General features: G+C 60.2%; 20 protein-coding genes. 7 read left to right on the top strand and 13 right to left on the bottom strand.

The window, feature by feature from the left end:
- Genes B0E48_RS10060 through B0E48_RS10040 form a run of 5 tightly spaced genes read left to right on the top strand, consistent with a single transcriptional unit; the run spans window position 1 to window position 4,304 of the window.
- On the top strand, window positions 1-1,293 hold the full coding sequence (locus B0E48_RS10060; protein ID WP_077517978.1) for a cyclopropane-fatty-acyl-phospholipid synthase family protein: 1,293 nt from the start codon (window positions 1-3) through the stop codon (window positions 1,291-1,293).
- A complete protein-coding gene (locus B0E48_RS10055; protein ID WP_077517977.1) occupies window positions 1,290-1,844 on the top strand; it encodes a DUF2878 domain-containing protein in 555 nt (184 codons plus the stop codon). Before B0E48_RS10060 ends, B0E48_RS10055 begins: the two co-directional genes overlap by 4 nt.
- Window positions 1,841-2,623, top strand: a complete 783-nt coding sequence (locus B0E48_RS10050; RefSeq protein WP_077517976.1) for a DUF1295 domain-containing protein — start codon at window positions 1,841-1,843, stop codon at window positions 2,621-2,623. Before B0E48_RS10055 ends, B0E48_RS10050 begins: the two co-directional genes overlap by 4 nt.
- The gene (locus B0E48_RS10045; protein ID WP_077517975.1) at window positions 2,620-3,702 is read left to right on the top strand and encodes a class I SAM-dependent methyltransferase; all 1,083 of its coding nucleotides are present in this window, start codon (window positions 2,620-2,622) and stop codon (window positions 3,700-3,702) included. Before B0E48_RS10050 ends, B0E48_RS10045 begins: the two co-directional genes overlap by 4 nt.
- A gap of 53 nt (window positions 3,703-3,755) precedes the next feature.
- The gene (locus B0E48_RS10040) at window positions 3,756-4,304 is read left to right on the top strand and encodes a lipocalin family protein (protein WP_077517974.1); all 549 of its coding nucleotides are present in this window, start codon (window positions 3,756-3,758) and stop codon (window positions 4,302-4,304) included.
- 388 nt (window positions 4,305-4,692) lie between these two features.
- On the opposite strand, the gene B0E48_RS10035 is transcribed toward B0E48_RS10040, so the two are convergent.
- The 6 genes from B0E48_RS10035 to B0E48_RS10010 all read right to left on the bottom strand — a co-directional run bounded on the left by B0E48_RS10035 (window position 4,693) and on the right by B0E48_RS10010 (window position 10,928).
- Entirely contained in the window at window positions 4,693-5,238 is a 546-nt protein-coding gene (locus tag B0E48_RS10035) for a nuclear transport factor 2 family protein (RefSeq protein WP_077517973.1), read from the bottom strand.
- A gap of 69 nt (window positions 5,239-5,307) precedes the next feature.
- A complete protein-coding gene (locus tag B0E48_RS10030) occupies window positions 5,308-6,723 on the bottom strand; it encodes a cytochrome c (RefSeq protein ID WP_254423921.1) in 1,416 nt (471 codons plus the stop codon).
- Entirely contained in the window at window positions 6,720-8,366 is a 1,647-nt protein-coding gene (locus B0E48_RS10025) for a GMC family oxidoreductase (protein WP_077517971.1), read from the bottom strand. Before B0E48_RS10025 ends, B0E48_RS10030 begins: the two co-directional genes overlap by 4 nt.
- A 12-nt stretch (window positions 8,367-8,378) precedes the next feature.
- Window positions 8,379-8,903, bottom strand: coding sequence for a sorbitol dehydrogenase family protein (locus B0E48_RS10020; protein ID WP_254423920.1), 525 nt, complete (start codon window positions 8,901-8,903; stop codon window positions 8,379-8,381).
- 37 nt (window positions 8,904-8,940) lie between these two features.
- Window positions 8,941-10,404, bottom strand: coding sequence for a carbohydrate porin (locus B0E48_RS10015; RefSeq protein ID WP_077517970.1), 1,464 nt, complete (start codon window positions 10,402-10,404; stop codon window positions 8,941-8,943).
- 260 nt (window positions 10,405-10,664) lie between these two features.
- Window positions 10,665-10,928 (bottom strand): hypothetical protein, encoded by a 264-nt coding sequence (locus B0E48_RS10010; protein WP_217317954.1) that lies wholly within the window; start codon window positions 10,926-10,928, stop codon window positions 10,665-10,667.
- Between the two features lie 301 nt (window positions 10,929-11,229).
- Here B0E48_RS10010 and B0E48_RS10005 point away from each other — a divergent pair, with 301 nt between their 5' ends.
- Together B0E48_RS10005 and B0E48_RS10000 are read left to right on the top strand one after the other, a co-directional pair.
- Window positions 11,230-11,667 (top strand): VOC family protein, encoded by a 438-nt coding sequence (locus tag B0E48_RS10005; protein WP_254423919.1) that lies wholly within the window; start codon window positions 11,230-11,232, stop codon window positions 11,665-11,667.
- Window positions 11,668-11,709: 42 nt separating this feature from the next.
- A complete protein-coding gene (locus B0E48_RS10000) occupies window positions 11,710-12,549 on the top strand; it encodes an NAD-dependent protein deacetylase (protein ID WP_077517967.1) in 840 nt (279 codons plus the stop codon).
- 379 nt (window positions 12,550-12,928) lie between these two features.
- Here B0E48_RS10000 and B0E48_RS17530 read toward each other — a convergent pair whose 3' ends face one another.
- The 7 genes from B0E48_RS17530 to guaB form a co-directional block, all read right to left on the bottom strand.
- Complete coding sequence (locus B0E48_RS17530; protein ID WP_139350235.1) at window positions 12,929-13,126, bottom strand: hypothetical protein; 198 nt, start codon at window positions 13,124-13,126, stop codon at window positions 12,929-12,931.
- Window positions 13,127-13,304: 178 nt separating this feature from the next.
- Window positions 13,305-14,168 carry a hypothetical protein gene (locus B0E48_RS09990; RefSeq protein ID WP_139350234.1) on the bottom strand — a complete coding sequence of 288 codons (864 nt, stop codon included), beginning with the start codon at window positions 14,166-14,168 and terminating at the stop codon, window positions 13,305-13,307.
- Between the two features lie 77 nt (window positions 14,169-14,245).
- Entirely contained in the window at window positions 14,246-14,854 is a 609-nt protein-coding gene (locus tag B0E48_RS17525) for a hypothetical protein (RefSeq protein ID WP_139350233.1), read from the bottom strand.
- Between the two features lie 313 nt (window positions 14,855-15,167).
- Entirely contained in the window at window positions 15,168-15,425 is a 258-nt protein-coding gene (locus tag B0E48_RS09980) for a hypothetical protein (protein ID WP_139350232.1), read from the bottom strand.
- 1,361 nt (window positions 15,426-16,786) lie between these two features.
- Entirely contained in the window at window positions 16,787-17,275 is a 489-nt protein-coding gene (tadA, locus tag B0E48_RS09975) for a tRNA adenosine(34) deaminase TadA (protein WP_077517963.1), read from the bottom strand.
- Window positions 17,276-17,353: 78 nt separating this feature from the next.
- A complete protein-coding gene (gene guaA / locus B0E48_RS09970; protein ID WP_077518392.1) occupies window positions 17,354-18,931 on the bottom strand; it encodes a glutamine-hydrolyzing GMP synthase in 1,578 nt (525 codons plus the stop codon).
- Window positions 18,932-19,090: 159 nt separating this feature from the next.
- On the bottom strand, window positions 19,091-20,548 hold the full coding sequence (gene guaB / locus B0E48_RS09965) for an IMP dehydrogenase (RefSeq protein WP_077517962.1): 1,458 nt from the start codon (window positions 20,546-20,548) through the stop codon (window positions 19,091-19,093).
- Window positions 20,549-20,602: the final 54 nt, after the last annotated feature.

Genomic DNA, 20,602 nt, shown 5'->3' with positions numbered 1-20,602 from the left:
ATGAACGCTATCGTCAAACCCGGTGTGGCTGAATCCACTGATGCCACGGCGCCCTCTGCAGGTGCGCGTTTCCTGCGCCAGCGCCTGCTCGCACAGATGGCCGGTCTGCAGCATGGCCGGCTCGTGCTTCAGGATGCGCTGGGTACGATCGAGCTGGGCACACCGGCGACGCAGCACCCGGATCTCACCGTGCACATCGAGGTGCTCGACCCCGCGTTCTATCGGGCCGTTGCCGCGAATGGCAGCGTCGGTGCCGGTGAGTCCTATATGGATGGGCAATGGCGCTGCACCAATCTGGTCGGCCTGATCCAGTTGCTGGTGCGCAACCGTGAACTGCTTGACGGCATGGAGACCGGGCTGGCCCGGCTCGGCGGCATGGCGATGCGCGCCTGGCATGCCCTGCAGCGCAATACACGCACTGGCAGTCGTCGCAACATCGCTGCACATTACGATCTGGGCAACGATTTCTTCGAACTGTTCCTGTCGCCGGACCTGATGTATTCCTCGGCGATCTGGGCCGGTGCCGATGACACGCTGGAGGCTGCCTCCACGCGCAAGTTGGAGCGCATCTGCCGCAAGCTCGCTCTGAAGCCGACCGATCGCGTGATCGAGATCGGCACCGGCTGGGGCGGCTTCGCGCTCTACGCGGCACAGCATTATGGCTGCCATGTCACCACCACCACGATCTCGCGCGAGCAGCATGCGCTGGCCAGTGAACGCGTCACCGCTGCCGGCATAAGCGATCGTGTCACCCTGCTGTTGAAAGATTATCGTGACCTGGATGGACAATACGACAAGCTGGTATCGATCGAGATGGTCGAGGCGATTGGCGCGCCTTACCTCGATACGTATTTCAGCCAGCTGGGTCAGCTGCTGAAACCCGATGGACTGGCGCTGCTGCAGGCCATCACGATCGAAGACCATCGCTACGCGCAGGCCTTGAAGTCGGTCGACTTCATCAAACGCCATGTGTTTCCCGGCAGCTTCATTCCATCGATCAACGCGTTGCTCGCCGCCAAGACGCGCAGCAGCGATCTGGCGCTGGTCCAGCTGGAGGACTTTGGCGAGTCCTATGCACGCACCTTGCAGGCCTGGCGCGAACGTTTCATGGCGCGGTTGTCGCAGGTACGCGCGCAGGGTTTCGACGAGCACTTCATCCGCATGTGGGAGTTCTACCTGGCGTATTGCGAAGGCGGCTTCCGCGAACGCTCGATCGGGGTGGCGCATCTGCTGCTGGCCAAGCCTGGCAACCGCCGACCTGCCCTGCTGCCCGAGATCGGGATCCCTGCATGAAATTCTGGATCAGCCTCATCGGCTATCAGCTGGTCTGGTTCGGCGCCGTGATCGGCGCCGAACACGGGCTGGCATGGCCGGGGGTTGCCGGCATGCTGGTGTATGCAGCATGTCAGCTGGGTGTCGCGCGCCACTACAAGGCCGATCTGTCATTGATGGCGACCGCCATCGTGATGGGTTTCCTGCTCGATGGCGGATTGATCAGAGCGGGATTGGCCAGCTATGCAGCATCGTGGCCATCCGCAGCGATGGCGCCCGCATGGATTCTCGCGCTGTGGGCCACCTTTTCACTGACCTTCACGCAATCGCTGGCCTATCTGCAGACGCGCCTCTGGCTGGCGGTATTGCTGGGTGCCATCGGCGGACCGCTCGCCTACCTGAGCGCAGCACGCGGTTGGCATGTAGTGACCTTTGCCGATCCCAGCTGGCGTGGCTTGCTGTGCCTGGGAATCGGTTGGGGCCTGGCCACGCCGGCACTGGCATGGCTGGCCAGACGCGGGACAGCAACGACGGCTCCTGTATCCATCTCCCTGCAAGGTCACGCACCATGAATCCATGGATCCAGTTGGCCTGCCTGTGGGTGCTGGCGGCCTTGATGATGAGCCTGGGCTGGCTGTGGCAACGCCCACGCGCCAATGCGGGCATCGTCGATGTGCTGTGGGCGAGTGGTGTAGGCGGTGCGGCGGTTTTCCTTGCCGTATTCGGCGATGGTGCCGCGTGGCCGCGCGCGACCTTGGCCGTGCTCGGTGGCTTGTGGGGTGCGCGGCTCGCTGCGCATTTGTGGACACGGGTTCGTGGCGAGCCGGAGGATGGCCGTTACCAGAATCTGCGCGCGCATTGGAACGGCAATCAGTTCAAGTTCTTCCTGTTCTTCCAGTTCCAGGCATTCCTGATCGTGCTGTTCGCGCTGCCGTTCCTTGCGGTGGCACGCAATCCCGGCGGATTCAGCCCGTGGGTGCTCGCAGCGATCTTGATCTGGCTGATCAGCGTGATCGGTGAATCGATTGCCGACCGTCAACTTGCACGCTTTCGAACAAATCCTGCCAATCACGGGCGCACCTGTCGCGATGGCCTGTGGCGTTATTCGCGTCATCCCAACTATTTCTTCGAATGGACCCACTGGTTCGCCTACGTCTGCCTTGCGCTTGGCTCGCCCATCGCTTGGCTGGCCTGGTCGGGGCCGGCGGTGATGTATGTGTTCCTGCGCTGGATCAGCGGCATCCCGTATACCGAGACGCAGGCGCTGCGCAGCCGCGGTGAGGACTACCGCGCCTATCAACGCAGCACATCGATGCTGTTTCCCTGGATTCCGAAGAGGATCGAACCATGAATGCCTATGCCGCTCTCGGCGACGAACTGCCGCAAGAGCACCCCGCCAGCGGGTTGCTGGGTCTGGCCGAGCGTGGCCACCTGCCTGACGCCCTCTTGCGGCAGGGCATCCGACGCATGTGCGCGCAGCGCCTGCGCGAGGAAATGACCGGTGGACTGGATCAGCAGGCCGCCCGTTTTGCCGAGCGCATCGACATGCTGCGGCACAGTCCGGTGGCCATCCATACGGATGCAGCCAATGCGCAGCACTACGAACTGCCGCCGGCCTTCTTCGAGCTGTGCCTTGGTAAGCGCCTGAAGTATTCGGGCTGCTACTACCCGCGTGGGGATGAGTCACTGGACCAGGCCGAAGAGGCCATGCTCAAGTTGTATGGCGTACGTGCCGAGCTGGCGGACGGCCAGAGGATTCTCGAACTCGGCTGCGGCTGGGGCTCGCTCACGCTGTGGATGGCCGAACGCTATCCGAATGCGAAGATCGTCGCCGTCTCCAATTCAAACCAGCAACGCGAACACATCGAAGCGCAATGCCGCCAGCGTGGCCTGTTCAACGTGTGCGTGATTACCCAGGACGTCAACCAGCTCGAACTGGAAGCCGCCCAGTTCGATCGCTGCGTGTCGGTCGAGATGTTCGAGCACATGCGCAACTACGAAATCCTTCTCGGTCGCATCTCAAGCTGGCTGCGGTCGGGCGGCAAGCTTTTCGTGCACATCTTTGCGCACAAGACCTTGATGTACCCGTTCGAGACCGCGGGCGAGGACAACTGGATGGGCAGGCATTTCTTCACCGGCGGCCTGATGCCCGCCTCCGACACCCTGCTCTGGTTCCAACGCGACCTGCAGATCGAGCAGCGCTGGCATGTCGACGGCACGCATTACCAACGCAGCGCCAATCACTGGCTCGCGAATCAGGACGCGCGCAAGGATCGAGTGATGGCCACACTGATCAAGGCTTACGGCACCAAGGCGGCGCCACTGTGGTTCCAACGCTGGCGCATGTTCTGGATGTCGTGCGCGGAGTTGTTCGGCTACGCCGATGGCCAGGAATGGCTGGTCGCGCACTACCGGTTCGTGCGTCCCTGATGGACCTTGGATCCACTTCCAAAGCACGACAGCCCACGCGCCAGGAGCATCGAATGCAACTCACAAAATCACTGCTGCTGGCTTGCGGTCTCGCGATGGTGGCCACGACCGGCTGTGCGAGCGACATGGCACCGATCAAACCCGTCGCCCATGTCGACCTTCCCCGCTTCATGGGCAGTTGGTACGTGATCGCCGCGATACCCTCGTTCGTGGAAAAGAAGGCTTATAACGCCATCGAGACTTATACGCTGCAGCCCGACGGACGCATCGGCACCTCGTACCGCTACCGCAAGAGTTCGTTCGACAACCCGGTAAAGACCATCCATTCAACGGGTTTCGTAACACCGAACACCAACAACGCAGTCTGGGGCGTACAACTGATCTGGCCGATCAAGGCGCAATACCTGGTGGCCTATCTCGACGATACCTACAGCGAGACGATCATCGCCCGCGACAAGCGCGATTACGTCTGGATCATGGCGCGCACGCCGACCATTCCACCGGCCGACTACGACGCGCTGGTGGCTCGCGTGAAGCAGCTCGGGTATCAGGTTGAGGACATCCGCAAGGTGCCGCAGGCGTGGCCTGAAACTGCCAGATAGCACAAGCCGGTACTTGGCAGCTGTCGCTTCCGGACCGCAGCACGGTCGAGCAACGTAGCTCAGAAATAAAGCATCATCCGCGAAATCGAGCTCGCCATGCCGCGCCTGCACTGCCTCCCGCCGCCTGCGGCGCATGAACATGGCAATGATGGCGACGCACCAGCAAGATCATGATGATCGCCAGTCGCTATGTCATGACTCCGTGCCGTAGTTCATTGGATGCAGGACACATCCGTACCGGATCCCGGCAAGCGTCCGGTGCATTCGTGTCGATTAGTTGGTCAGAACGTCAACTTTGCGGTGAGGCCGATGACGAATGCATTGGGGATCTTTCACGTGCCGGCGGGACGGATCACATATTGCAGATTGCAGATGCTGTCCTCGCGCATCAAAACATCGTGTTGTCGTTTGCAGCCTTTTCTGGAATGGCTTGCTGCACGTCCCAGTGCTCGACGATGCGACCATGTTCCAGTCGAAAGATATCGACGACGGCCGAGCCCCGATCATCGGCAGATTTGGTCAGGTCGACGTGCAATACCACCAGATCACCCTCGGCGATCACGCGCACGATCCGGCTATGGCGCTGCGGAAATTGTGCGAAGACCTTGGTGAATCCGTCCACGAATGCCTTGCGGCCGTTTGGCACGTTGGGGTTGTGCTGGATGTAGGTGTCGCCGATGTAGCGATCGGCCGCAGTGAGATCGTGTCGATTGAAGAACTGCTCGTAGAAGGCGACGACCGTCTTGCGGTTTTCGTCAGTCTGCGTCGACGTTCCGTTGGCGGATGCGGTCATCGGCAGCACCATGATGAGTGAAAACAACAAGACAAACAGGTGTTTTGATTGTCGTACGACACGATCTTCCTGCCATGTCCCGTCAGAGGCGACGAGCCATCCAAGAATGCGCCGTCGGGCATTGTCACTTTTTCGCTTCATGAATCCCGGCCTTGAAAAAAACTGTCTCTGGTGGGCAACGAACGATCCGGAAGTGTCGATGTGACCGAGCTAGTCATGTTCTGCCTGGATTGCCTCCCGCCGCCTGCGGCGCATGAACATGGCAATGATGGCGACGAGCACCAGCAAAACCACGATCAATGCTAGTCGTGCAAGCAGCACCAGGTGCGACGGCGCACCACCGGCACGCAGGGATTTCACCTGATCGGCACTGATCACGGCGGCAGGATTGCCGTAGTGCTTGAGCAGATACGAGCCCAGCGTCGCGACCTGCTGATCGCTCAATGTCTGCGCGAAGCCCGGCATGTGCACACCCGAGCCATCCGCTGGCCAGTCGATGCCGTCGAGTATCACCATCACCAGATTATTGGTATGGGTTCGGCCGGTCGCCGTGTTGTGGAACAGCGACGGCAGTCCACCATCGAAGCTGCCCTGCCCGCTGTCCTGGTGACAGCTAGCGCAGTAAGCGTCGTAGAGTTGTGCGCCGCTCATCTTGTTCGGATCGCTGGGCAACGCCACGCCGCGCAAGCTGTCCAGCTCATTGGACGCGGCGCCCCAGGTATCGACGGCGCGGGTGTCGGCCGGATCATGTTGCGCGGGCACGGTTTTCAGATAGGTGGCGATCGCCTGCAGGTCTGTGGCCGTGAGATGTTGCAGGCTGTTGTCGACCGCCTCGGCCATCGGACCGGCAGCTTGTGCGCGGCCGGCGGCATGCCCGAGCTTCATGTACGCGACCAGGTCCGATGCACTCCAGCCGCCGATGCCACTGTTGGCATCCGAGGTGATGTTGGGGGCATGCCAGGTGCCAACCTCACCGCCGGCCAGTGCGTGCGACGACTGTTCGGCCATCAGCAGGTTGCGCGGTGTATGGCAGGTGCTGCAATGCTCCAGTCCGCGCACCAGATAGGCACCTCGGTTCCATTCAGCGCTCTTGCCCGGATCGGGGGTGAACGGCTTGCTGTCGAGAAACAGCAGATTCCATGCCGCCATCGACAAGCGGATGTTGAAGGGAAACGGCAGTCGGGTTGGCGTCGGTGCGGTGTCGACGGGACTCACTCCATGCATGAACCAGGCATACAGTGCCTGCACGTCGTCGTCGCTGATCTGCGCATACGCGGTGTACGGCATCGCCGGATACAGCCGCTTGCCGTCCGCACGGATACCACGGCGAAGCGCATCACTGAATTGCTGCTCCGTGTAGTTGCCGATACCGGCCGTCTTCGACGGCGTGATGTTGGTGGCGATGATGGTGCCGATCGGTGTCGGCACCGGCAGCCCGCCCGCGAACGGCTTGCCGCCGGGCGCGGTGTGACAGGCCACGCAATCGCCCGCGGTCGCCAGATACTGGCCGCGCTGGAGCAGTTCAGTGTTCGCGCTGTCGGTCGCCGCGGCAGTGCCCGCGTACAGGCCGGCGAACACGCAGATCAACGCGAGGAGTGGAACGGGTCGGCCAGTCATCCTTTTCATGACAGGCTCGCTTCGCGCTCGGCGTTTGATACGGCCGCATGCGCGTTCGCTGGTTTCGGCAGAATGTGCCCGGCGGTGCGCAGTGCCAGGGCAATGCCGGTCAGTGTCGAGTTCATGGTGGCGGCAGTGGGCATCACGCCGGTGCTGCAGATAAACAGGTTCTCGTGATCGTGCGTGCGGCCGAAACCATCGACGACCGAACTCTTCGGATCGTTGCCCATGCTCATCGTGCCAGTGATGTGCTGGTTGTTGGCGAAGTTGCCCTCCGCGCTGTAACGCAGGCCAGTGCCGCCCATCAGTTCGGCGATGCGCGCGAAATCGGCTTTGGATACCTCCGCGGCACGGCGCGTATAGTCACCGATCGAATAATGCGCCTCGGGTTTCGGGATGCCCATGGCATCCTTTTCCGAACTGAGCGTGATGCGATTGTCGGGATCAGGCAGCACTTCCAGTACGTTCTTGACGCTGACCTGGTGTGCCGCGCGCCAGCGCAGCTGCTTGTCGAATTCCGTGCCGTATACACCCTCCTTGATCAGATCCTGGGTGACACTGAGTACCTGCGAGATATTGGTGAAGTCCAACCGGTACGGTGCATGTTCGGAACGGAAGGCACCATCGCGCAGCGTGTTGATGGAACTCGGACTCTGCGGACCACGGCCGAGCCACAGCTCCTCGTCGGCGTAGAACGTGATCGACGTGCTGGGGTGGTCCATCAGATGGCGGCCGACCATGTCGGAACTGTTGGCCAGTCCGTTCGGGTATTTGTCACTGGCCGACAGCAGCAACAGCTTCGGGCTCTCGATGCCGTTCGCCGCCAGGATGAAGGTCTTGCCGGTAACGCGATGCGTGCCCTTGTCGGGATCGTAGTAATGCACCGCGGCGATGCGGCCCTTGGCGTCATGCTCGATCCGATACACCACGGCGTTGGGGACCACCTTGGCACCGGCGACTTCGGCCGCTTCCACCGCGTTGATGCCAAGATATTGCGCGTTGACCGGGCAGATCGGCTGGCAGCTGTTGTTGCCGACGCAGGCCGGGCGACCGCCGTAACTGCGGCTGTTGCGTGCCACGGTATTGGCCACGACCGCATAGGCAGGTGCGAGCCGTTCGCGAAAACGGCGCATCGACCAGGGCTCGGCCACCGGCTCCATCGGGAACGGCTGGTTGCGCGGCGAGCCCGTGTCCGGCGCACCGGCAACACCGATGAGTTCCTCGGCCTCCTGATACCAGGGGTCGAGCTCTTCGTAGCTCATCGGCCAATCGACACCCACGCCATACAGACTCTTGATGCGCACGTCATTCGGCACCAGCCGCCACGCCATCGCCGCCCAATGCCAGGTGGTGCCGCCGACGGCCCGGATGTATTCCGCCGGATACGGATACGGCCCAGCCTGCTTCAGATAGCCATTGTCCTTGGGCACATAGATCGGATGCGGCGCCCATGGCGACGGTGGATACGGCGACATCCAGTTGCCCTTGATCGGCGAATTCCGGAACGCGGCCACAACCCGGCCCCGATCCAGCCGCGGCCCGGCTTCCAGGATCAGTACAGAGGCACCTTGCAGCGCGAGCCGGCGTGCCGCCAGCGAGCCGACAATGCCTGAGCCGATGACGACAATGTCTGCCGATAGTTGTTCGGACATCTGCCCTGCTCCTCAGATGGGTTTGTTCGCCCAGCTTGCGTACGTGCCATAGGCATAGGTCGGCGGTTTCAGCACATCCGCGACGACCACCGCGTTGAGCGCGGTTTCGTAAACGATGCAGCGCGCTGCTTCATCACTGCCGACCACGCCCAGGTACCAGGCACCGACGATTTTTCGCGGCAGCTTTGCCAACGGCGAATGTTCGGTGTCCAGCACGTTCTGCAACTGCTGCGGGTCGATCTGGCGCTGGTTGATCAGCGTCAGCAAGGTCTGCACATCGGCGGGAAAGTGGGCATCGTCGGCGACGAGGGCATCGTAGAGACGTGCCGTCTGCGTGGCATCCAGCGCCTGTCGGCCGACGAGGATCGCTGAGAGCGCCGTAAATGCGCCGCGGTCGGCATGTGGTGCCGGTTGCGCCAGCGCCCAGGGAATCAGGGAAGCGGTGTAAGCGGTCAACAGGCCTGCCAGCAGGCGCCGCCGCGAAGGGTCAGCGGGAACATCATGACTGGCCATCACGTCTTCGAGTTCATTCGTCACGAACACATCTCCTTCGACAGATCCAAGGGCGGTTCACTTACAAAGTCAGCTTGATTTGAGCACCGAATACCCATGTGTCGGGACGGTTCGAGAGGGCACCAGGGCGAATGTCGTATTGCACGTCCGGTCGAAAAGTCAGCGAAGGGAGGACTTGAATCGTGTAGTTGAGTTCGAGCAGTTCTTCGCTGGTCTGCACAGGCTGGCCGGTCAATGCCATCTGAGCCTGCAAGCGCGAATTTATGTCTGCTCTCACATAACCAAGACTGAGCAGGTCGAGATCGCGACCCGGAATCAAACCGCGATAGGCCAAACCCGCCTCGACATAGTCCTTGAATTTCGCCGTGGCTTGATCGCTGATGGTGTAGATCGCGAAAAGTGCAAGGCCGTTGCGCAGGCCTGGGCCGGCCTTGAACACCTGCTGCGCGGCTTCCACGTAGAGCCCGTAACGCCCGTCATCGGCCATGTGTGGATTCGCCAGATCCGGCGTGTTCGAGGAGTCATAGTAGGCGCCGATCTTGTAGGTGCCGGCGTAGTCGGAGGGATCCTTGCCGATCTGATAGCCAAGTTCGACGGGCACGAGCACGCCGGTCGAACCGGTCAGGCTGAGTTTGAAACCATCCTGGCGCCGCGTGACCAGCGGATTGACGTCGAAGGCGCCGGCTTGCAGCGTCACGCTGTCGGTGATGTGCCATTTGATGCGGCCACCCCATCGTCCCGCCGGGCCATCGGACCAGCCACTGTTGGTCGGCAGGGATTGCGGATGACCACAGAACGCGACGTTGACGAAGTTGCATACGTAGGGCAGCGTTCCGAAATCGTTACCCAGCGGGTAGAAGCCGACCTTGATGGCCACACCCTGTGCGGGCAAGGTCTTTTCGATGCTGAGTTCGTCGATGCGGGTATTCTGGCCTTGCCCGTAGATTTCCTGGTAGGCGAAGTAGCTGCCGGTGTAATCCGCTGCCGTACTGCGTCCTGTGCGATCCGACATCGCAAAGCGCGCAATGGCATCCGACCAAACACCGAGTTTGCCGAGGTCGAAGCTGGCGCCAATATCGAACTGTTGAGCCCAGTCGGTGCCAGTTCCCTTGTACCCGGCCGTATTCGACATCGTCTCGTTGATGTAATGCGCCGCCAGATCAATCCCCTCGTCGTGCAAGTCCTGACGGAACGTCAGGTTGCCGAACAGGGGGTATTGCACATCGTAATCGAGTGCTGCAGCCGGATTGACGGCATCCGATACCGTTGGCAGTGTCGAAGGGGGTTGTTGATTTGTCGTCGTCGGTGTCGGGCCGGACGGGCTGATCGGTGGTGCCGGCGAGTTCTGTGCCCGAACAGGTGCAATGAAAAGAGTGTTTGCGGCAAGAACGCAGGTGGCGATGATCCGCCGCACCACTTCAGCGCGCCCCTTGCAAAGCGAAGCTATCTCTCGCTCTCTTGGGGTGAGCCTGACGATAATCGCAGCGGCCGAAAGAGATCCCCTCTCTCTTCGTACCCTGCTCATGGTTACGCTCCCCTAGCTGGGAGTGCGTAGAACGTTGCTCTGCAGCCATCTCGGCAATGCGAACAAGAAGGCGACCTCGTGAAATCGATGATCTCATTCGTCACGAGCGCATCCCCTTCTTGGATTTGCAACGTCGCCTGCGACTGAATCTTTTAACCGGTCGCGACTACCCTACTCCGCTCGCGGCGCAATTTGTTGCGTAAGCCACGCCTCGCAGAATGCCCCTGCGACGGGATGCTGCTGATCCGGGGTTGGCGCCTTCAGTGCGGTCGAACAGACGCCTGGGCATCCTTGATCATGGCCAGCCAGTCATAGCCGTCCTTCAAGGAGATGATGGCTGTCTCGGGGGGAACGTTGAACCGCGATGCGTGATGCATGTCTCTGGCACCTTCGAATTCGGTGTGTTTGCGTTGCAGCAGTGAATTGAGATGACGCTTCATCCTGGCGATCCTGTGGCAAGGTGGGTGATCGGATCCATCGCTGTCATCAGACAACACGCACCGATCGGCATACACCAGAAACATGGAGATCGCGACGGCATGGCTAAAGCGTCATCGCGCGACCACGCTGTCTCTAAGAATGAACAATCAACGGGACACCTGCCGCTTAGGTTGACACCACGGTGATTGTTCGCGCAGGGAAACAGGGTGGTCACCCGGCGACACTTCAGCCGCTGCCCGCCAGGCCCATATAGGTCTGCAGTACGGTTACTGGTGCTGAGCCATGTGCAAATCCTTTCTTTCAATGCTGGCTGGCGGCTTGCTGTTGGTCATGGCCAGCATGCCTTTCAGTGGTCGCGCCGCGAGCATTCATGACAGCGGTTATGTGAGCATCGGCGTGCCCGACCTGGCGCAGGCCACGGCGTTCTTCCGCAATATCCTCGACTGCGAGCCGATCGGCCTGACTGCCGTGAACACAACGACATCCGAGGCCGGATCCCAGCATGCCGGCGTGCCTTCATCCCGACTGCTGCTCTGCGATTCGGGCAATGTCGTCGAGCTGTTCGATAATCACGCAGCGAATTCCCTCTCTGCTTCGAGGCATTCAGCGAATCGCAGCAACGAACCGATTTCGTTCTCTGCTGGCGATGTCGCGCATGCCGACCGCTGGTTGCGACATGAGGGCGTCAATGTGATCGGCTCGCCCATGACCGCGACGTCCGGCCCGCACGCCGGTCAGACGGTGGTGAACTTCGTGGCGCCGTGGGGTCTGCGGCTGCAACTGGTGGGTCGGAATACGAGCCAGCTCGCTACCGCGCCCTGACCCACGCTGGCAATCCATGCAAACGGATGCCATAACAGCGGCATGTCAGGCCTTCTACTTCAAGCACTCGAGATACAGACGAACGCCACGGCGTTGCCCGAATTCGTGGCGGCGCACCGACGTCTGTTCGTGCTGACTGGAGCCGGCTGCAGCACGGATTCGGGCATTCCCGATTACCGCGACGCCAACGGCGGCTGGAAGCGCCCGCAGCCGGTGACCTATCAGGCGTTCGTGGGCGAACTGGCAACGCGCCAGCGCTACTGGGCACGCAGTCTGGTCGGCTGGCGACGCTTCGGACGCGCCCAGCCTAATGCGACCCATCACGCTCTCGCCCGGCTGGAACAACGAGGCAAGCTAGCCCTTTTGCTGACCCAGAACGTCGATCGGCTGCATCAGGCCGCCGGCAGCGAAAACGTGGTCGACCTGCACGGACGGCTGGATCAGGTGCGCTGCCTGGGCTGCGAACGACGCATGTTGCGCACGGATTTCCAGACCGCGTTGTTGCGGCTGAATCCGGCTTGGGCGGATCTTGATGCCGCGGATGCACCGGACGGCGACGCGGATCTGGACGGGCAGGATTTCTCGCACTTCCAGGTACCGCCCTGCCCGCATTGCGCCGGCCTGCTGAAGCCGGACGTGGTGTTCTTTGGCGAGAACGTACCGCGCGAGCGCGTGGATGTCGGCATGCAGGCCTTGCACGATGCCGACGCGATGCTGGTGGTTGGCTCGTCGCTGATGGTGTATTCCGGCTACCGCTTTGCGAATGCCGCAGCCCTGGCCGGCAAGCCGATCGCCGCGGTGAACATCGGCAGTACGCGCGCCGATCACCTGCTGAGCCTCAAGGTCGAGCAATCCTGTGCGCAGGCGCTAGCTTTCTTGTAACGGTGCAGCTCAGCGACGGGCGCGGAAGAAGTCGCCCAGCAGGCTGGCCGATTCCTCAGCGAGCAAGCCACGGCCACTTCAATACGGTGGTTGTGGCGCTCGTCGATCAGGGTGTTGAACACGCTGGCCCGCGCACCGGTCCTGGGGTCGGACGCTGTAACGAACCTATCCTGTTCTCCGCGGACGATGTGTAGCACGCCGACCAGTGGCTGCGGCGCGAAGGCGTACAAATAAGTGGAACATCGGTGACCATAAAAACCGGACCACACGCCGGTCAGACAGTGGTGAACTTCGTTACGCCGTGGGGCCGCAATTGCAGTTGGTCGGCTGGAACAAGAGCCAGCTCGCCACAGCACCGTGACCATTGTTGGCAATCAGCTCAGGGATCGATTCCGACGGCAACAACTTTCAAACGGTTTGTCGCATCTGCGAAACGCCAGCCACCTGCCCACAACAGCCAGTGGAGCTGGCCGCGCTCGCCGGCAGCGGGAGTCGACCGGCCGACTTCGGCCAACTGCAGCCCGTCGGCTGCCGCAAATGCACGCCGCAAAACAGCCATTCGAAAACCGTTGAGCACCGCAGCTATCCAGGGCGACGAAGTCGCGCTTGGGTTTGGCTTTTCCCCTGAGAACTCTTTGAAAACAGCACGACACCACGACCCTGCTACGGCGGATTGCGTGCCTCCGGCTGGACAGGATCTTGCAATTGGCCTCCTAGCCCGATGTGGAAAAACAAGACCTTTGGTCTAACGACTGTTAGGCGGCACCCAAGTCAAAATATTCAACCTCAAATGACCAAATTGATCGCGCCATTGAATTGAATTTCCCACCCATGGATATTCCACGGTCCGCAATTTTTGCGGAAAGCTCCCCGCCCAAACCTAAACTCTGAGAGAACTCCAACTTTACGTTGCTCTTTGCCACATTGGCTTCAATTCGGTCAGTGGCCATCGTTCTCAGGTCGGGGTCGAAGTTCACCCAGCCTGCAAGTTGTTCGGGAATGTAAGGCTTAGCGAAGGTTGGTCTGTTAAATTCCTTCACTACTTCTTTTATCACATTGCCACTTTTATCGAACCTCGCACGAAAACCAAGATCGGCTGCTACCTCTGGAGCTTTTAGCTTGCTGCTAAATACCCCTTTTGTGTCGTTCGTCTGAATGGACGTAAGTTGAATCGACTTGGCGCCGAGGGATGCAGCAAGCCTTAGAAAGGCAGCCTCCTTCTCTGAGCATATTGAGCGGGAAAACTCATTAGGTGGAATATAGGATTGGTTATTTATAGGGTGTTGGAGGTAAAGCGTTCCATCGCTTGGTATATGCCCGACGCCAAAGTCAAAAGTTTGTTTTGCTTCAATCGGACTGCACCACGCAGTAGGAAACCCCAAATCCATGCTACGGTTAAATTGCTCGTGCAATTCAATATCCGAAAGCTTCTTGAGAGTTTTAACCTCGCTTTTCCTATAATAATCTCGAGCCAATTTTGGGAGCCATCCGCCCCAGTACGAGTCAATTGCATTATTTATAGTCGGTCCAATTTCCGCATTGGCTGTCATTTCCTCTAGCTTCTGGCGAGAGGCTACAAGCAGAATGAGACGTTGTGATGGATCAAATATTGCTTTCAAGAATTTTCCCCCTGATGGTTCGTGTGCCGCCTAACGCATGAATTAAGCGGCGCCGGAGGCGTCCGCTTGGATGAGTGTTAGGGCTCATCTCGCCGATCAGTTCGGCGTGATTGAGTCCAAAGTGCTCGTGAAACACGTGCTAGAGCGACGCGACCAATTTTCTGCATTCGGCCGTAGCCACCACGGTTATGCAGTTTAAGAGATTCAACGCTCAAGGTGTCCGCACCAACGAGTTCGCGGCTGAGCATGGTGACATGCGCGGATGCTCCCATGAGATCGTAGTACGCTTTTCCTACGTTGACACCTTTAACGATGGCAATTTCGTAGGCCTCAGCGCAAGCTCGAAATGCCGTCATGGTGGAATAAAGATCAGACGGCAGTACGACAGCTCCCATTTGGACGATATCCAGCAGACGTTGTGATACCTCGTCCCAATGTTCGTCAAGCGAATGCTGATCTTCTTTGCTGAGCTTGGAGCCCTCTTGCAGGGCTGCGGCAATTTTTTGCAGCCTTGTCGCACCTATCGAAAAATCGATAAGTACCTCAATCTGCTTCGCGTGTAATTGTTGTCGTAGCGGCGAGCGCTGAGACTTATAGGTGAAGTAGAAGCCAATCCCGCTCGCAATGTTTGTTGCCGCAAGGCCAGCCATTGCTATCCAAAGCGATGAGTTGTCCATATGAGCCATAATGCTTCAGTAGTGCCCTGATTCGATAATATGCACGAGATCTTCAGCTTCCCTGTGCACCGCTTTTTCCACCTTAATCCTACAGCAGGTCAAGCCATTACCCGATGTTTCCGTGGTGTTCCCGCCTGTTCGATGAAGTTCGGCGGCACTGCTTGTAGCTGATCGAACTTTTATTGAAGAAATACGCCAGATGAAGCGTTGCAGAAGACTCAAACCACTGGGTAGGCGATCGCGTCGAAATATTCCCTTTCGCCATGCATCATCAGCTCGATGAGCATCGGCAGCAACACGTCGAGAATCGCGACGCCGTCCTTCACCTGCACCCGGTTGGTGGCACCACCCCAACCGCCACACCGTGGATCAACTGATTGCGTAGTACGTAAAGCCGATCCAGCACTGTCGAGAGCAGCGCGCCGGTCTCGTTCTGCATTACTGCCCGCAGCGCCCACTTCCTGCCGGATACGAAAGAGGCCTCCCACCCACCATCGGCTTCATTGTTGCGCATCGCCCCCAGAATGGCTCGAATACGCAGCTTAATCATCAAGGCAAGCGGCAGAGTCGTCGTATTCACTCCGATCGCGCAACTCTTCGAGCCATCGACGCACGTTGAAATCATACAAATTTGGAGAGCCACGAGTACTGCGCTCTTGAGCGATGATGATCCGCAGCCGCTCTATTTGCGATGGCAGAAGGGGGAACTGGACGTCGCATGAAGAGATAAAAGGTGCGCACGCGCGAACCCTCATGTGGGAATGACATCGATCTCCAACACTGCGTTGATTTGGCACGTCCAGAAGGGTGTGGCTTCCGTCACGCATTGCAAGCGCGACAACAGCATCCTGATACCTGTGGTTGACACATCCTGAGCGCTTCATCTGGCACAACCGCGAACAAGGGCTGCCAATTTTTTGGACTCGTGTCCATGGCATCCACCCCTAGGAAATTTTAATGGTAGACCGGACAACAATCTCGAAGCCAGGGTGGCGACCTTTGACGATTTCAAGCGCCGTGCGCTCGGTCGTAGCCTTGGCTGTATACGAAGTGGACGTGCCACCGGTTGAGCCGGGTTTCCGATAGACATACGAGATCTTGTAGCTGGACATACACCATCCTGTGTTTGTGTTGATTCAACTCAAAAAAGTTCGCTCACTCGGCGGCCGGATCCGGAGCCTCAACCATCGGTTCCGCATTGCTGGTTCGCGCGTTCCCGCCGAGCCACTTTCTGCCGATGCATATCGTAGGCTTCGATGACGTATCGCTTCACGAAGCATCCTTGTCAGTTGGCCAGTCATTTGAATGCAAGCTCTCAAGGTATCGCGCCAAACCGAGAAGGGCAAACCCATAGACCACCAAAGCACCGATTACCTTGAACATATCCGTCTCCTGTTAGCGACCGGAAATTGGAGGGTATCCCCGGGTTCGGTAACGATAGTGAAGTATTTCTTTCTCATCGGTTGAGACTTCGATGATTTCAAGGCACAGCCCTACTTCCCGCATCCCCTAGGCAACCGCAGCCTTGTAGGCCCCGGTGGGTGGGGTGTGATCCTCATTGTCCGGTTACCTCATCGCTTTCACGATGGCAACATGGCGAGTGCTACAAATATTCCTAGCACCCGCCCAAGTGGCCTAACCACACCGTAAGAGACTTGGGTGCTGCCGCGCCGCCACTGAACCGGAAAGTTGAAGACGGGTCCACCCGAAAGCAGCCGTTCGCAACCGACTGCAAGGGGTCGAAGGCAGACACTACCCAGCTAGCCGATGTCCTGGCAGCCGCAAGAGTCCACTACCGGTGAAAGGCGGTATGTCACCTCAGGTTAGGACGCGTGGAGCAAGCTGCTGTGGTAAGTGGGGCGCCGTGCGAAGAGCTCATGACATCTGCCAACCGATCATCATTCGGTTATCTCCGACTGGCAGTAACAAGCACCAATTGCATCAACGACGCGAACGGAAGAATTCCCGCAACATGGCCGACGATTCTTCGGCCAGCAAATCGCCCTGCACCTCGATGCGATGGTTGTGACGCTCGTCGATCAGGGTGTTGAACACGCTGCCGGCTGCACCAGTCTTGGGGTCCGAAGCAGCATAGACCACACGACCGAGACGGGCGTGGATCATCGCCATCGCGCACATCGCGCAAGGCTCCAGCGTGACGTAGAGCGTGGCGCCGGACAGACGATGATTGGTCAATTTTTCGCCAGCGGCTCGCATCGCCATTATCTCGGCGTGCGCGGTCGGGTCGTGCAGAGTGATGTTGCGGTTCCAGCCCAGACCGACGATCTCTCCGTCCAGCACCAGCACGGCACCGACTGGCACCTCGTTCTCGGCGTCGCGCGCATGCGCGGCGAGCTGCAGTGCGCGCTGCATGTACTGCACGTCGGTGGTCGAGAATTTACTTGAGGTTTCGGAAATTTCGTCTTTCATTTCAATGCATTATTGTCTTTACACAAGAAAGCCGGCAACTCGCCGGCTTCCTCATGCACGTGCAAGTCGTTGATTCTTTTATTCCCATTCGATCGTGGCGGGCGGCTTGCCGCTGATGTCATAAACGACACGAGAAACACCTCGCAACTCATTGATTATTCTGTTTGATACCTTGCCAAGAAACTCGTACGGCAGGTGCGCCCAGTGCGCCGTCATGAAGTCGATGGTCTCCACGGCACGCAAGGCGATCACCCATTCGTAGGCACGCGCATCACCGACCACGCCCACCGACTTTACCGGCAGGAACACGGCGAACGCCTGGCTGGTCTTGTCGTACAAATCAGCCTTGCGCAGTTCGTCGATGAAGATCGCATCGGCCTGGGCCAGCAGTTCGGCGTATTCGCGTTTCACCTCGCCCAGGATGCGCACACCCAGGCCCGGACCGGGGAACGGGTGGCGGTAGACCATCGCGCGCGGCAGACCGAGCTCCACGCCGATGCGGCGCACCTCGTCCTTGAACAGTTCGCGCAGCGGCTCGACCAGCTTCAGCTTCATGTGCGCCGGCAGGCCGCCGACGTTGTGATGGCTCTTGATGACGTGGGCCTTGCCGGTCTTGCTGCCGGCCGACTCGATCACGTCGGGGTAGATGGTGCCTTGCGCCAGCCACTTCACGTTGCTGCCGTCGGCAGTGATCTTGCTCGACTCCTCGTCGAAGATCTCCACGAACAGGCCGCCGATGATCTTGCGCTTGGCTTCCGGATCGGCCACACCTTCGAGTGCCTTGAAGTAGCGATCCGCGGCGTTGACGCGAATCACCTTGACGCCCATGTGCTCAGCCATCGTGGCCATCACCTGGTCGCCTTCCTGCCAGCGCAGCAGGCCGGTATCGACGAACACGCAAGTGAGCCGATCGCCGATCGCCTTGTGCAGCAATGCGGCGACCACCGAGGAGTCGACGCCGCCCGAAAGACCGAGCAGCACATGATCGTCGCCGACCTGTTCGCGCACGCGTGCGATCTGGTCGTCGATGATGTTGGCGGCGGTCCACAAAGTGGCGCAGCCGCAGATCTCGGCGATGAAGCGCTTGAGCAATGCCCCGCCCTGTTTCGTGTGCGTCACTTCCGGGTGGAACTGCACGCCGTACCAGCGCCGGGCCTCGTTCTCCATCACCGCGACCGGGATGCGGTCGGTGGTGCCAGTGATCGCGAAACCTGGCGGCGCCTTGGCGACGTGGTCGCCGTGGCTCATCCAGACGTCGAGCTTGTGCGCGCCGGCATGGTCGCTGAGGCCTTCGAACAGACGGCTCGTCGCCACGATGTCGACTTCGGCATGACCGAACTCGCGCGCATCGGCGGCCTCGGTGGCGCCACCGAGCTGGGCGGCCATCGTCTGCATGCCGTAGCAGATGCCTAGGATCGGCACGCCGGAGTCGAACACCTGCTGCGGTGCTTTCGGCGCACCTTCAAGCGTGGTCGATTCCGGGCCACCCGAAAGGATGATGCCTTTCGCACCGAACGCGGCGATCTCGGCCGGCTCGTGATCCCAGGCCCAGATTTCGCAATACACGCCAAGCTCGCGGATGCGACGGGCGATCAGCTGCGTGTACTGCGCGCCGAAATCGAGGATCAGGATCTTGTCGCTATGGATGTTGGTCATCGGTCCGGTTTCGCCGCGTGGCCACTCGGCCACATCGGTGCCTTTGATCTTGAAGGAACAACGCAACACCGGTTGCCCGGGTCGCTACCTGTAAAACAAGGCGCCGGCCCCCCCGGGCCGACCCGAGGGTCGGCGCGTCAATCACAACCGGCGCGTCAGTCACGAGTTGAGCCGGTAATTCGGCGCTTCCTTGGTGATCTGGATATCGTGTGGATGCGCTTCGGTAACGCCGGCGGAAGTCACCTTGACGAACTGTGCCTTGTGACGCACGTCATCGATGGTGGCTGCTCCCAGATAACCCATCGAGGCGCGCAGGCCGCCGATCAGCTGATGGATGATGTTGCGCAGCGGACCACGGTACGGCACGCGACCTTCGATACCTTCGGGCACCAGCTTGTCGGCATCGGCATCGTCCTGGAAGTAACGATCCTTCGAACCGAGCTGCATCGCGCCGATCGAGCCCATGCCGCGGTAGCTCTTGTACGAACGCCCCTGGAACAGCTCGACCTCGCCCGGCGACTCCTCGGTACCGGCGAACATCGAGCCGAGCATCACGGTGGATGCGCCGGCGGCGAGTGCCTTCGGGATATCGCCCGAATAGCGAATACCGCCATCGGCAATCAGCGGGATCTCGTCCTTCAGCGCGGTGGCGACCATGTCGATTGCGGTGATCTGCGGCACGCCGACACCGGCGACCACGCGGGTGGTGCAGATCGAGCCGGGACCCACGCCGACCTTCACCGCGTCCACGCCGGCATCGAGCAGCGCACGCGCCGCTTCACCGGTAACGATGTTGCCGGCAATCACCTGCACCTGCGGGTAGTGCTTCTTGACCCAGCCGGCGCGGTCGATCACGCCTTGCGAATGGCCATGTGCGGTATCCACCACAAGCACATCCACACCGGCATCGACCAGCGCGGCGACGCGCTGCTCGGTATCGCCACCGACGCCGACCGCGGCGCCGACCAGCAATGCCTCGTTGGGACCCTTGGCGGAATGCGGGTTGTCGCGTGCCTTCTGGATGTCCTTGACGGTGATCAGACCGCGCAGCTGGAACGCGTCGTTGACCACCAGCACCTTCTCGATGCGATGCGTGTGCAGCAGCTGCAGCACGTCGTCCTGGCTGGCACCTTCCTTGACCGTGATCAGCTTGTCCTGGCGGGTCATGATGTTGCGCACCGGATCGTCGTGCTTGCGTTCGAAACGCAGATCGCGACTGGTGACAATGCCGACCAGCTGCTCGCCATCGACCACCGGCACGCCGGAGATGTTGTGCGCATGCGTCAGCCGGAGCACTTCGCGGATCGAGGTATTCGGGCCTACGGTGATCGGGCTGCGGATCACACCGGCCTCGAACTTCTTCACCAGCCGCACTTCCGCTGCCTGCTGCTCGGCTGTCATGTTCTTGTGGATGATGCCGATGCCGCCGCACTGCGCCATGGTGATGGCGAGGCGAGCCTCAGTGACCGTGTCCATGGCGGCGGAGACGATCGGAATGTTCAGGCGCAGGTTGCGGGTGAACCGCGTTGATGTGTTCACATCGCGCGGAAGCACGATGGAATGGCCCGGAACAAGGTAGACGTCGTCGTAGGTCAGGGCCTCGGCGAGGATACGCATGCGAAAAGTCCCGCTGCAAAGAGGGAATTATACGCGCCCTGTCGTGAGGCTCGC

The organism is Rhodanobacter sp. C03, from assembly GCF_002001175.1.
GTDB lineage: Bacteria > Pseudomonadota > Gammaproteobacteria > Xanthomonadales > Rhodanobacteraceae > Rhodanobacter.
The sequence above is the reverse complement of the archived record's forward strand: the minus strand, read 5'-3'. Positions and strand labels throughout refer to the sequence as shown.

Bases quoted from the DNA above. Each gene is read 5' to 3' on its own strand.
- B0E48_RS10040 (WP_077517974.1), top strand. From the start codon at position 3,756: ATGCAACTCACAAAATCACTGCTGCTGGCTTGCGGTCTCGCGATGGTG.
- B0E48_RS10060 (WP_077517978.1), top strand. From the start codon at position 1: ATGAACGCTATCGTCAAACCCGGTGTGGCTGAATCCACTGATGCCACG.
- B0E48_RS10045 (WP_077517975.1), top strand. From the start codon at position 2,620: ATGAATGCCTATGCCGCTCTCGGCGACGAACTGCCGCAAGAGCACCCC.
- B0E48_RS10050 (WP_077517976.1), top strand. From the start codon at position 1,841: ATGAATCCATGGATCCAGTTGGCCTGCCTGTGGGTGCTGGCGGCCTTG.
- B0E48_RS10055 (WP_077517977.1), top strand. From the start codon at position 1,290: ATGAAATTCTGGATCAGCCTCATCGGCTATCAGCTGGTCTGGTTCGGC.
- B0E48_RS10015 (WP_077517970.1), bottom strand. From the start codon at position 10,404: ATGAGCAGGGTACGAAGAGAGAGGGGATCTCTTTCGGCCGCTGCGATT.
- tadA (WP_077517963.1), bottom strand. From the start codon at position 17,275: ATGAAAGACGAAATTTCCGAAACCTCAAGTAAATTCTCGACCACCGAC.
- B0E48_RS10035 (WP_077517973.1), bottom strand. From the start codon at position 5,238: ATGAAGCGAAAAAGTGACAATGCCCGACGGCGCATTCTTGGATGGCTC.
- B0E48_RS10025 (WP_077517971.1), bottom strand. From the start codon at position 8,366: ATGTCCGAACAACTATCGGCAGACATTGTCGTCATCGGCTCAGGCATT.
- B0E48_RS17525 (WP_139350233.1), bottom strand. From the start codon at position 14,854: ATGGCTCATATGGACAACTCATCGCTTTGGATAGCAATGGCTGGCCTT.
- B0E48_RS10030 (WP_254423921.1), bottom strand. From the start codon at position 6,723: ATGAAAAGGATGACTGGCCGACCCGTTCCACTCCTCGCGTTGATCTGC.
- guaA (WP_077518392.1), bottom strand. From the start codon at position 18,931: ATGACCAACATCCATAGCGACAAGATCCTGATCCTCGATTTCGGCGCG.
- B0E48_RS10010 (WP_217317954.1), bottom strand. From the start codon at position 10,928: ATGTTTCTGGTGTATGCCGATCGGTGCGTGTTGTCTGATGACAGCGAT.
- guaB (WP_077517962.1), bottom strand. From the start codon at position 20,548: ATGCGTATCCTCGCCGAGGCCCTGACCTACGACGACGTCTACCTTGTT.
- B0E48_RS10000 (WP_077517967.1), top strand. From the start codon at position 11,710: ATGTCAGGCCTTCTACTTCAAGCACTCGAGATACAGACGAACGCCACG.